At 73.3% G+C, this 11,384-nt stretch carries 9 protein-coding genes; 4 read left to right on the plus strand and 5 right to left on the minus strand.

The features are described from left to right. Window positions 1-67: 67 nt before the first annotated feature. The 3 genes from ABD437_RS10135 to ABD437_RS10145 all read right to left on the minus strand — a co-directional run bounded on the left by ABD437_RS10135 (window position 68) and on the right by ABD437_RS10145 (window position 3,441). On the minus strand, window positions 68-1,417 hold the full coding sequence (locus ABD437_RS10135) for a DNA-binding protein (RefSeq protein WP_344648509.1): 1,350 nt from the start codon (window positions 1,415-1,417) through the stop codon (window positions 68-70). Between the two features lie 120 nt (window positions 1,418-1,537). After that, window positions 1,538-2,521 carry a phosphotransferase family protein gene (locus ABD437_RS10140; RefSeq protein WP_344648510.1) on the minus strand — a complete coding sequence of 328 codons (984 nt, stop codon included), beginning with the start codon at window positions 2,519-2,521 and terminating at the stop codon, window positions 1,538-1,540. Then, window positions 2,518-3,441 carry an NAD(P)H-dependent flavin oxidoreductase gene (locus ABD437_RS10145; RefSeq protein ID WP_344648511.1) on the minus strand — a complete coding sequence of 308 codons (924 nt, stop codon included), beginning with the start codon at window positions 3,439-3,441 and terminating at the stop codon, window positions 2,518-2,520. The genes ABD437_RS10140 and ABD437_RS10145 overlap by 4 nt, the downstream gene beginning before the upstream one ends. An 85-nt stretch (window positions 3,442-3,526) precedes the next feature. Between ABD437_RS10145 and ABD437_RS10150 the strand changes: the two genes are divergently transcribed. Further along, on the plus strand, window positions 3,527-5,467 hold the full coding sequence (locus tag ABD437_RS10150) for a glycoside hydrolase family 3 protein (protein ID WP_344648512.1): 1,941 nt from the start codon (window positions 3,527-3,529) through the stop codon (window positions 5,465-5,467). On the opposite strand, the gene ABD437_RS10155 is transcribed toward ABD437_RS10150, so the two are convergent. Continuing rightward, window positions 5,456-6,601 carry an ROK family protein gene (locus tag ABD437_RS10155; RefSeq protein WP_344648513.1) on the minus strand — a complete coding sequence of 382 codons (1,146 nt, stop codon included), beginning with the start codon at window positions 6,599-6,601 and terminating at the stop codon, window positions 5,456-5,458. The two genes, ABD437_RS10150 and ABD437_RS10155, sit on opposite strands and share 12 nt — an antisense overlap. 48 nt (window positions 6,602-6,649) lie before the next feature. On the opposite strand from ABD437_RS10155, the gene ABD437_RS10160 reads away from it, so the two are divergent. Further along, window positions 6,650-7,309: an HAD-IA family hydrolase gene (locus ABD437_RS10160; RefSeq protein WP_344648564.1), complete on the plus strand. Its 660-nt coding sequence runs from the start codon at window positions 6,650-6,652 to the stop codon at window positions 7,307-7,309. After that, on the plus strand, window positions 7,291-8,325 hold the full coding sequence (locus ABD437_RS10165; RefSeq protein WP_344648514.1) for a flavin-containing monooxygenase: 1,035 nt from the start codon (window positions 7,291-7,293) through the stop codon (window positions 8,323-8,325). The genes ABD437_RS10160 and ABD437_RS10165 overlap by 19 nt, the downstream gene beginning before the upstream one ends. Here the strand turns inward: ABD437_RS10165 and ABD437_RS10170 are convergent. Next, window positions 8,309-9,955 carry an acyl-CoA synthetase gene (locus tag ABD437_RS10170; RefSeq protein ID WP_344648515.1) on the minus strand — a complete coding sequence of 549 codons (1,647 nt, stop codon included), beginning with the start codon at window positions 9,953-9,955 and terminating at the stop codon, window positions 8,309-8,311. The genes ABD437_RS10165 and ABD437_RS10170 overlap by 17 nt on opposite strands. 81 nt (window positions 9,956-10,036) lie before the next feature. Between ABD437_RS10170 and ABD437_RS10175 the strand changes: the two genes are divergently transcribed. Then, a complete protein-coding gene (locus ABD437_RS10175) occupies window positions 10,037-11,371 on the plus strand; it encodes a carotenoid oxygenase family protein (RefSeq protein ID WP_344648516.1) in 1,335 nt (444 codons plus the stop codon). The last annotated feature ends 13 nt before the right edge of the window (window positions 11,372-11,384 follow it).

Genomic DNA, 11,384 nt, shown 5'->3' on the forward strand with positions numbered 1-11,384 from the left:
GTAACTCGGGGTCGGGGCCGGGAGGCCGAGGCCTCCGCCGTGGGACTCGGGCACGCGGGTACTCCGTTCAGATGTCCAGTGCTCGACGCACCGCCGGGGCGTTCCGGCGGGAGACCGGGACCATGCCGTCGACGGCGTCGTCGTCCATGACGAGGAAGAGCTCACCTCCCCGCCGCCGCTCGACCTCGCGGATCCGGCTCAGGTTGACCACGTACCGGCGGTGCACCCGCAGGAACCCGGCCGCGGACAGCTCGTCGCCGAGGCTGTCCAGGCTGGACGACGCCGACCGCAGCCGGCCCTGGTCGGTGGAGAGCCACACGTCGTTGCCCTCCGACTCGGCGAACGACACCTCGGGCAGCCGCAGCAGCACGGTGCGGTTCTCCCGGGTCGCGACGACGCGGCGGGGCAGGGTGCGCGCCGAGGTCTCGGACGGTGTCGGCGGCTCGTCGGACGCGCCGAACGACACCAGCATGCCGATCAGCTGACCGGAGAGGAAGACGGGGCGCAGCACGATCGGCGTCGGCTCGTCGGTGAGGTAGGTGAACACCTGGGTGGAGCCGATGTAGTCGGGGTTGCGTGCCGCCTGCCGGGCCGCGTACCGGGCGGCGCCGATCAGCTCGGGCAGGCCGGGTGTCCAGCGCACCGTGGGGTCGAGGGCGGGCACCCGGGCCGGCACGCCCATCAGCGCGCTCGCGGTCTCGTCGGCGATCACCACCTTGCCCGCGGTGTCGACCGCGGCCAGCGCCTCGGTGGAACCGGCCCGGGCCTGCGTGTAGGCCGCGAGCAGCTCGGCGGCGCTGTCGCGGGCCCGGTCGCGCAACAGGCACTGCGTCTTCGTCGCCGCGTTGGCCAGCCAGCTGCCCGCCATCGCCGGGAGCTGGTTGCGGTAGCAGGAGATGTTCAGCACCGCGATCGGCTCGCGGCTGACCACGTCGCGCACGGCGACGCCGGCGCAGACCCAGTCGTGGAACGCCTCGCACCAGTGCTCGGCGCCGCGCACCAGCACCGGGCCGTGGGCCTCCAGCGCCATCCCCATGCCGTTCGTGCCGGCCGCCGCCTCCGACCAGCAGAACCAGGGCGCGAGGTTGGCCTGCTCGGCGCGCTCGACCGTCGCCGGGTCGCCCCACTCGGCGAGGATCCGGCCGGTCGAGTCGCAGATCGTCACGACCCCACCGGCCACGCTGACGTCGTGCGCCAGCGACGCGGCGCGGAAGCCCAGTTCGGCGAAGACGACGTCGTGTTCGGGCGTGTGGTCGATCTCGGCCACCGCGATCGGCGCCTCGGTGAGATGCGGGTCGACACGGTACTGCTCCCGGCACCGGTGCCAGGAGATCGCCACTTCGGGTCGGACGCCCAGCACGTGATCGTCACCCCGGACGAAACGTTCCCAGGCCGCGTACACGGATCCGTATTTCATGGTGGAAGACCGCCTTTGGTCCGTCACCTTCAGTTTCGGCACTGTGACAGAACTGTCGCCTCACTCTAGGTACGGATGTCGGGCTTTGGCTACCGTTCGGTCGACCGTATACAGACCCGTTCAGTCGAGAGTGGTCAGTGCGGCGGCCGCCGCTTCGGCCAGCCGGTTGACCCGTGTTCCTTGGGCCTCGACGTCCACTCCGTCCGCACCCATCACTCCGGCCTTGTACCGGGCATGGACGCCCTCGGCGATACAGGCGAGCTTCCAGAGTGCGAAAGCCTGATACCAGCCGATGTCGGACACGTCAGAGCCGGTGCGGTGGTGGTACTCGGCGATCAGCTCGTCGCGCCGGACGAAGCCGGGGTTCGCGGCCGGCGACTCGATCAGCTCCTCCTCGCCCGGTTCGCACCAGGTGGCGGTCAGCCAGCCGAGGTCGGCCATCGTGTCACCGAGCGTAGCCAGCTCCCAGTCCAGCACCGCGGTGACGTGGCCGTCGGCGGCGAGCAGCACGTTGCCGGGACGGTAGTCACCGTGGACGAGCCCGGTGCGGCGCTGCGGCGGGATCGCGGCGGCGAGCCGGTCGTGAACCTCGTCCACGAGCGGCAGTTCGCGGGCGGCGGCGTGGAACTGGCGCCGCCAGCGGCGCAGTTGACGGGCGCCGTACTCGGCCCGGCGGCCCAGCTCACCCAGGCCGACCGCGTCGACGTCGACGTCGTGGACGGCCGCCAGGACGCCGACCAGGTCGCGGCAGGCCGGCCCGCGGGCGTCGGCGGGGTAGGCGGCGCCGTCGTCGCGACCGGCCACCACGGTGCCCGGCACCAGGTCCATGACGTAGAACGGCGCGCCGAGCACGGCGGTGTCCTCGCACAGCCCGAACGAGTGCGGCACCGGCACCGGGGTGGGCTCCAGCGCGCGGATGACCCGGTGCTCGCGGCCGACGTCGTGGGCGCTCGGCAGCACGTGCCCCCGTGGCGGGCGGCGCAGCACGTACCGGTCGTTCACGCGGTAGGTGAGGTTGGAGTGCCCGCCCGCGATCAGCGTGAGCTCCGGTTCGGCGTCCAGCGGAATGCCGTGCTCGGCGAACCAGCCGGCCAGTGTCGTCATCGGGGCAGGCCCCCTACCACCTCGTCGAATTCCTTCAGCGTGCGGCGGAAGATCTCGGCGACCGGGAGGATCTCGTCCACCCGCCCGGCGACCTGGCCCAGCTGCGCCGGCGAGGCCGCCAGGTCGCCGTCGCGGTAGAGCGTCGTGACGTGGGCCAGCCGGCCGAAGGCGTCGGGGTCCTCCGCCGTGAGCAGCGCGTCGACGAGCTCGGTGCGCAGCACCCGCATCGGCCGGCCCAGCGCGCCGTCGAGCAGCACGGTGTCGGTCTCGGCCGCGGCCAGCACGGCCTGCTTCAGGTTGTCGTGGACGGCCGACTCCGCGGCGGCGAGCATCCGGGTGCCCATCTGCGCCCCCTCGGCGCCCAGGCAGAACGCCGCGGCCAGCGAGCGGCCGTCGGCGACACCACCGGCCGCGATCACCGGCAGGCCGCAGCGCTCGGCGACCAGCGGCACCAGCACCATCGTGGACACCTCGCGGGGGTTCTTGAACCCGGCGCCCTCGTTGCCCTCGACGATCAGCCCGTCGACGCCGGCGGCGACCGCCTTGAGCGCGGCACGCAGCGACGGCACCACGTGGTAGACGGTGAGCCCGGCGTCCTTGAGCAGCGGCGTGTGCTTCTCCGGTGAGCCGGCCGACGTCGTGACGAACCCGACCCGCTCGTCGACGACCATCTCGACGACCCGGGGATCGCGGGCGACCAGGATCGGGACGTTGACGCCGAACGGTTTGTCGGTGAGGTCGCGGACGCGGCGGATGTCGTCGCGGACCTCCTCGATCGGGAGCGAACCGGGCACCAGGCCCATGCCGCCCGCGTTCGACACCGCCGCGACCAGGTCGGGCCGGGCCACCCAGCCCATCGGGGCCGACAGGATCGGCACCTCGACGCCGAGCGCACGCGTCACGCGGTTCGCGAAGGCCATTTAGCCACGGTAGGGACTTCCCCTCGCCGCGAACGGCGGTTCACAAAAAAGCCGATCTGGGGATAACGCCCGGAAGGGCTCCGAAATGGACCAGAATCGACGGCACCTCACCGTCGAGGAGGTCACCGTGCGGTTACCCGTGGTCATCGCTCTGCTCGCCACCGCGCTGGCGGGAACGTCGTTCGCGCACCCCGCGTCGGCCGGGGAGAAGGTGTATCTCGACCCGCGGGCACCGGTCGAGAAGCGCGTCGAGGATCTGCTGAAGCGCATGACGCTCGACGACAAGATCGGCCAGATGACCCAGGCCGAGCGGGCACCGGCCATCGCCGACCCGTCGATGGTCACGACGCTGCGCCTCGGGTCGGTGCTCTCCGGCGGCGGCTCCACCCCCACCCCGAACACGCCGGCGGCCTGGGTGGAGACGGTCAACACGCTGCAGAAGGCCGCGCTGGCCACGCCGCTGAAGATCCCGCTGCTCTACGGCGTCGACGCCGTGCACGGCCACGGCAACCTGCTCGGCGCCACCGTGTTCCCGCACAACCTCGGGCTGGGCGCCACCCGCGACCCGGGCCTGGTGCGCGAGGTCTACGCGGCCACCGCCGAGGAGACCGCGGCCAGCGGCGTGCCGTGGAACTTCTCGCCCTGCGTCTGCGTCACCCGCGACGAGCGCTGGGGGCGCACGTACGAGAGCTTCGGCGAGGACCCGTCGCTGGTGATCGAGATGGAGGGCGCGATCGACGCGTTGCAGGAGAACGGCGTGCTGGCCACCGCGAAGCACTACGCGGGCGACGGCGACACCGAGTTCGGCACCGGCAACGGCGACTTCACGATCGACCAGGGCGTGACCGTCACCAGCCGGAAGGACTTCGCACGCATCGACCTGGCGCCGTTCGTCACGGCCGTGCGCGAGCACCGGGTGGGCGCGGTCATGCCGTCGTTCTCCAGCGTCGACTGGACCGAGGACGGTGTCGGCAACCCGGTGAAGATGCACGCGTCACGCGAGCTGATCACCGGTTACCTCAAGAACCGTCTCGGCTTCGACGGCCTCGTCGTCACCGACTGGGAAGGCATCCACCAGCTCCCCGACCCGTCGGTGCCGGCCGGCGCGCCCCGCCCCACCGCGCTGCAGGTGCGCACCGGGGTCAACGCCGGCATCGACCTGTTCATGGAGCCCAACAGCGCACCCCGGTTCGTCACGCTGCTGAAGGCCGAGGTCACGGCCGGCCGGGTCCCCACGGCCCGGATCGACGACGCGGTCCGGCGCATCCTGCGCACGAAGTTCCGGCTGGGCCTGTTCGAGCACCCCTACGCCGAGGCCGGCCAGGTCGGCACCGCCGAGCACCGGGCGCTGGCCCGGGAAGCGGTCGCGAAGTCGCAGGTGCTGCTGAAGAACACCGGCCACGCCCTGCCGCTGCGCACCGGCTCGCGGCTCTACGTCGCCGGGCGCAACGCCGACGACATCGGCAACCAGGCCGGCGGCTGGACCCTCGACTGGCAGGGCCGCTCCGGGCGGGACACGATCCCCGGCACGACGATCCTCGAGGGCATCCGCGCGGTGGCGCCGAACGTCACCTACAGCGCCGACGCGTCGGCCCCGATCGGCAAGGACGACGTCGGTGTGGTCGTCGTCGGCGAGACCCCGTACGCGGAGGGCTTCGGCGACGTCGGCGCGCCGCCCTGGTCGACCGGCACGGCGGCGCAGAAGGAGAAGAAGCTCCTCACGCTGCAGCCGGGCGACCGGGCCGTCGTCGAGAAGGTCTGCCGAGCCGCGGGCACGTGCGTGGTGCTGCTCGTCTCCGGTCGTCCGCAGGTCGTCACCGATCAACTGCCGCTGATGGACGCCCTGGTCGCGTCGTGGCTGCCCGGCAGCGAGGGCGCCGGGGTCGCCGACGTGCTCTTCGGGAAGCGCCCGTTCACCGGCCGGCTCCCGGTGAGCTGGCCCCGCACCGTGGCCCAGGTGCCGGTCAACGTCGGCGACCGCGCCTACGACCCGCTCTACCGCTACGGCTGGGGGCTACGCACCTGACCACGCGGCGAGCGCCGATTCGGTGGTGAGGTGGTCGACGCCGACCTCCGCGGCGCCCTGGAGAGCACCCAGGTCGCCGTGGACGGCGTCCCGGACGGGCGGGGGCCGGTCCCGGCGGAAGGTCATCAGGCCCGCGGCGTAGGCGGTGCCGAACCGGTCCGGCGCCGCGGCACGCAGGTCCGCGGCGAGGCCGCCGAGCGTGACGACGTCGGGGTCGTGCAGGTTGACCAGGCCCGCCGTCCCGCGGGCCAGCGCGGTGACCACCCGGCCGACCGCGGCCCCGGCGTCGGGATCGGACCGGGCGAGCACCGCACGGGCGTACCGGTGGGGGTCGGCCGGTTCGTCCCGGCCGAGGTGGCGGGCCAGTGCCCGGCCGTCCACCTCCAGGTCCCAGCAGCCGGTCGCGCCGCACGGGCAGCGCCGGGAGGCCTCACCGAACGGAACGTGCCCGACCTCGCCGCCGGCTCCGGTGGCCCCGGTCACCGGCCGGCCGTCCACCACGAGACCACCGCCGATGCCGACGTCGACGAGCAGGTGCAGCGCCGTGCGGGCGCCCGCGGCCGCCCCGGTGCGGGCCTCGGCGACACCGGCCAGCGTGGCGTCGTTGCCGACCAGCAGCGGCAGCCCGGGGTCGGGGACCAGGCCGGACACCTCGACCGGTCCCCAGCCGAGCGTGGACGCCTGCACCAGCCGCCCGTCGCGGACCGTCGCGGCGGCCGCCAGTGACACCGCACGCAGCCGGTCGGAGAAGACGCCGCGCACGGTCGACGCGAGCGCGGCGAGCACGTCGTCCGGGCTCCGCCGGCCGTGCCGGTGACGCCGCACCTCACCCAGCCGTCCGTCGAGCCCGACCAGCGCCGAGCGGACCTCGTCCGGACGCAGTTCGAGCGCGAGCACCAGCGGCCCGGCGGGGTGCGGGCGCAGCAGCGTCGTCGGGCGGCCCCGCCCGGCCGCGGGCACCGCGTCCTCGCTGATCAGGCGGGCCCGGCGCAGCCGCGCGGTGACCTCGGTCGCCGAGCTGCTGGACAGTCCGAGCGCACCGGCGAGACCGGACCGGGTGGGCCTGCTCTCGCGCCGCAGGTAGCCCAGGATCTCGACCGCGGTGCGCCAGCGCGCCGTCCGACCGGTTGACATGCCACCGCCTCCGATTATTCTCGTGGTACGAGAATAATCGAGGTGACGATGGATCCGCAGCACATCGCCGCCGTCCTGCTGGACATGGACGGCACGCTCGTCGATTCCGACGCCGCGGTCGAACGCGCGTGGACGACGTGGGCCCACGAGCACGGCGTGGACCCGGCCGACGTGATGGCGATCGCCCACGGCGCGCCGGCCGACACGACCGTCCGCCGGCTGTTCCCCGACCTCGACGACGACCGGGTCGCCACCGCGGCGGCGCGCCAGCTCGACCTGCAGTACGACGACCTGTCGGACGTGGTCGCGCTGCCCGGTGCCACCGAGCTGCTCGCCACCCTGGACCGCACCGGCCTGCCCTGGGCGGTGGTCACCAGCGCCGACGCGAGGCTGGCCGCGGCCCGGCTCGGCGCCGCCGGCCTCACCGCACCGCTGCTGGTCACCGTCGACGACGTCACCGACGGCAAGCCCCACCCGGAGCCGTACCTCACCGCGGCGGCCCGCCTCGGCGTGGCGCCGGAGCACTGCCTGGTCGTGGAGGACTCGCTCACCGGGCTGACCGCGGGCCGGGCCGCGGGCATGCGCACGGCGGCGCTCCGCGGCCTCGACGGCGACCTGCGCCTGACCGACCTCACCGACCTGGCCGCCGTCCTGCGGAATAGCCGCGGCCCGGCGGCGTTCTCCCCACCGTGGAGCGCACGGCGGTAGTGGTCATCGGCGGTGGTCAGGCCGGGCTGTCGGCCGGCTACCACCTGCGCAGGCGGGGGCTCGACTTCGTCGTGCTGGACGCGGGCGCGGCGCCGGGCGGCGCGTGGCAGCACCGCTGGGAGTCGCTGCGGATGGCGACCGTGAACGGCATCTTCGACCTGCCCGGCTTCCCGAAGCCGCCGATCGAGCCGGACGAACCGAGCCGCACCGCAGTCCCCCGCTACTTCGCGGCGTTCGAGCGGGAGTTCGCGCTGCCGATCCGGCGGCCGGTGACGGTGACGGCGGTCCGCGACGCCGGTGGCCCGCTCCGGGTGGAGACCGACCGCGGCACCTGGGAGACCGACGCGATCGTCAACGCCACCGGAACCTGGACCAACCCCGTCCGCCCCCGCTACCCCGGGCACTTCGACGGGATACAGCGGCACACCGCCGACTACGTCCGCGCCGAGGACTTCGCCGGGATGCGTGTCGCGGTGGTCGGCGGCGGCATCTCCGCGCTCCAGCAGCTCGAGGAGATCAGCCGGTTCGCGACGACGTTCTGGTACACCCGCCGGGAGCCGGTCTTCCGCGCGGGCGAGTTCGACCCGGAGGCCGGGCGCGCGACGATCGCGAAGGTCACCGCCGACGTCGAGGCGGGCGAACCGACCGGCAGCGTCGTCTCCTACACCGGTCTGGCCTGGACGCCGTACGCGCTGGCCGCGCGGGAGCGGGGCGTGCTCGAACGCCGGCCGATGTTCACCGCGCTCGAGCCGGGCGGCGTCCGGGAGGCCGACGGCGGGTTCACCCCGGTGGACGCCATCCTGTGGGCCACCGGGTTCAAGGCCGCGCTCGCCCACCTCGATCCGCTGCACCTGCGCAACGACCGCGGTGGCATCACGATGACCGGCACCCAGGTCGCCGGGGAGCCCCGCGTCCACCTCATCGGGTTCGGGCCGTCGCAGTCCACCGTCGGGGCGAACCGCGCCGGCCGCGACGCCGCCCGCGCCCTCGCGCGGTTCCTCACGGTCGCAGCGTGACCTGCTCCTTCGCCCAGCGGTAGTCGGCCTTGCCGGACGGCGAGCGGACGATCTCCGGCACCCGGATCACGGCCTTCGGCAGTTTGTAGCGGGCGATGTGCCGCGCGCTCTCGGCGATCAGCTCGTCGTCGCTGACCGGTTCGTTCAGCTCGACGATCGCGACGACCTCGCTCCCCCACCGCGCGGAGGGCCGGCCGGCGACGATCACGTCACGCACCGCCGAGTGGGCCAGCAGGGCCCGCTCGACCTCCTCGGCGAACACCTTCTCCCCACCGGTGTTGATCGTGGCGCTGTCGCGCCCGAGCAGGCGGACCCGCCCGTCGGCCAGCAGCTCGGCCCGGTCGCCCGGCAGCGACCAGCGCACGCCGCCGACGACCGGGAACGTGCGCTCGGTCTTCTCCGCGTCCCCGAGGTAGCCGAGCGGGATCCGGCCCCGGCGCGCCAGCCACCCCTCACCCTCGCCCGGCTCCAGCGTCCGGGTGAGCGTGTCGTCGATGACCGCGGTCTGCTCGTGCGCGTCGAACACCCCGGCCTCGGTCATCGCCCCGGTCGCCGACAACGCGCTCATCTGGATCCCGGTCTCCGAGGCCCCGCCCGCGTCGAGCAGCATCAGGTGCGGGAGCACGGTCATCAGGCGCTCCCGCATGCCGGGCGAGAGCGGCGCACCACCGTTGGAGATCACCGCGAGGCCCGAGAGGTCGTACGGTTCCCCGGCCGCGATCGCCCGTTCGATCTCCTCGACGACGGGCAGCACGACGGCGTCGCCGAGCACCGGCACCGAGACGACGCCCTCGGAGACCATCAGCCGCACCGCCTCGGGACCCGACAGGTGCCGGGGGTCGTCGAGCAGGATCACCGTGCCGCCGTTGGTGAACGTGTAGAACGCGCTCCACTGCGCGGCGCCGTGGATGAACGGCGGGATCATCAGCACCCGCTGGCCGCCCGGGTTCGCCGTCGCCGCGGCCGCGATCGCCGCGTACGAGGAGAAGGGCTCCGGCGAGCCGAACGGCGTGCCGCCCATCGCGGCGACGTAGATGTCGTCCTGGCGCCACAGCACGCCCTTCGGCATCCCGGTGGTGCCGCCGGTGTAGAGGATGAGCAGGTCGTCGCCGTCGGTCCCGGGCAGGTCGCCGGGCGTGTCGAGGACCGACTCGTAGGCCACCGCGCCGTCGAGCAGCGCGGTGCCGCTGTCGTCGGCGACCTGGATCAGCACCTCCAGGTCGGGGAGCCGGTCGCGGATCTCGCGGACCCGGGGCGCGAACTCCGCGTGGTAGACGAGCGCCCGGGCCCGTGCGTCGGTGAGCAGGTAGCGCAGTTCCTCGGCGACGTACCGGTAGTTGACGTTGAACGGCGCGAGCCGCGCGCGGTGCCCGGCGACCATCGCCTCCACGTACTCCGGGCCGTTGCGCAGGTACAGACCGACGTGGTCCTGCCCGGACTCGTACCCGCGCAGGGCGGCGCGTTCCCGCCGGGCGCCGAGCCCGCGTCCGGCCAGGTACCGTGCGAGCCCGTCGGCGCGCTCGTTGAGCCGGCCGTAGGTGAGGCGGCGATTTCGCCACACCACGGCCTCGGTGTCGGGAATGGAGTCGGCGACCGTCTGGAAGACCTGAGCCAGATTGAAATTGACCACGGGCGTCTCCCGAAATAGTGGGGAAACCTCGGCGCAATTCTGTGATCGTAAGTGAACTGTCGTTCGCACGGTGGAGAACCGATGCCAAATCCGTATCTGGCCGGCGCGCACGCCCCGGTCTCCGGCGAGATCACGCTCACCGACCTGACGGTCACCGGCGAGCTGCCGCCGGCCCTCACCGGGCGCTACCTCCGGAACGGGCCCAACCCGATCGGCGAGATCGACCCGGAGACCTACCACTGGTTCACCGGCGACGGCATGGTGCACGGCGTCCGGCTGCGGGACGGGCGCGCCGAGTGGTACCGCAACCGCTGGGTGCGCGGCCCGCTCGCCGCGTCGAAACTCGGGGAGGCGGAACGGCCGGAGTCCGGCCAGGCCGGCCTGGACCTCGCCGGCGCCAACACGAACGTGCTGGCCTACGCGGGGCGGACGCTCGCGCTCACCGAGGGCGGCATCACCAACCTCGAGCTCGACTACGAACTCGGCACCGTCGGGCCGTGCGACTTCGACGGGACGCTGACCGGTGGCTACACCGCCCACCCCAAACGCGACCCCGCCACCGGCGAACTGCACGCGGTGTCGTACTCGTTCGTCCGCGGCGACCAGGTGCAGTACTCGGTGATCGGCGTCGACGGCCGGGCCCGGCGCACGGTCGACGTGACGGTCGGCGGGCCGGTGATGATGCACGACTTCTCCCTCACCGAGAACTACGTCGTGCTCTACGACCTGCCGGTCACGTTCGACCTGGAGCGGGCGATGTCCGGGGAGCCCGGCATCCCCTACAGCTGGAAACCCGGCTACCGGGCGCGCCTCGGCGTGCTCCCGCGCGAGGGCGGCGACGCCGACGTGCGCTGGTTCGACGTCGAGGCCTGCTTCGTCTTCCACACCCTCAACGCCTACGAGTCCGGCGACCGGCTGATCATCGACCTCGCCCGCCACCCCCGACAGTTCGACGGCGACGACGAGACCGACGGCACGATCAGCACCCTCGAACGCTGGACCGTATCCCTGCGCACCGGCACGGTCACGCGCCACGCCCTCGACGACCGGCACCAGGAGTTCCCCCGGATCGACGAGCGGTTCGTGGGGCGGCGGCACCGCTACGGGTACACGATGGCGCTGACGCCCGGCACGGCCGCGCTCAACGACACGCTGATCAAACAGGACCTGATCACCGGCACCACCCGGAGCCGCGGTTTCGGCCCCGGCACCGCGATCGGCGAATTCGTCTTCGAGCCCGCGTCCGCCGACGCCCCGGAGGGGCACGGGTACCTGCTGGGTTTCGTGTCCCGGCTGGCCGAGGACACGACCGAACTGGCGGTGCTGGACGCCGAGAGCCTGGAGCCGGTAGCGGCCGTCCACCTGCCGGTGCGGATACCGACCGGATTCCACGGCAACTGGCTCCCCGACCGCTGACGGTAGGGTCCGG

Origin of the sequence: Cryptosporangium japonicum (assembly GCF_039524755.1) — a bacterium.
In the GTDB taxonomy this organism is placed as follows: Bacteria; Actinomycetota; Actinomycetes; order Mycobacteriales; family Cryptosporangiaceae; genus Cryptosporangium; species Cryptosporangium japonicum.

Bases quoted from the DNA above. Each gene is read 5' to 3' on its own strand.
- ABD437_RS10135 (WP_344648509.1), bottom strand. From the start codon at position 1,417: ATGAAATACGGATCCGTGTACGCGGCCTGGGAACGTTTCGTCCGGGGT.
- ABD437_RS10140 (WP_344648510.1), bottom strand. From the start codon at position 2,521: ATGACGACACTGGCCGGCTGGTTCGCCGAGCACGGCATTCCGCTGGAC.
- ABD437_RS10145 (WP_344648511.1), bottom strand. From the start codon at position 3,441: ATGGCCTTCGCGAACCGCGTGACGCGTGCGCTCGGCGTCGAGGTGCCG.
- ABD437_RS10150 (WP_344648512.1), top strand. From the start codon at position 3,527: ATGGACCAGAATCGACGGCACCTCACCGTCGAGGAGGTCACCGTGCGG.
- ABD437_RS10155 (WP_344648513.1), bottom strand. From the start codon at position 6,601: ATGTCAACCGGTCGGACGGCGCGCTGGCGCACCGCGGTCGAGATCCTG.
- ABD437_RS10160 (WP_344648564.1), top strand. From the start codon at position 6,650: ATGGATCCGCAGCACATCGCCGCCGTCCTGCTGGACATGGACGGCACG.
- ABD437_RS10175 (WP_344648516.1), top strand. From the start codon at position 10,037: ATGCCAAATCCGTATCTGGCCGGCGCGCACGCCCCGGTCTCCGGCGAG.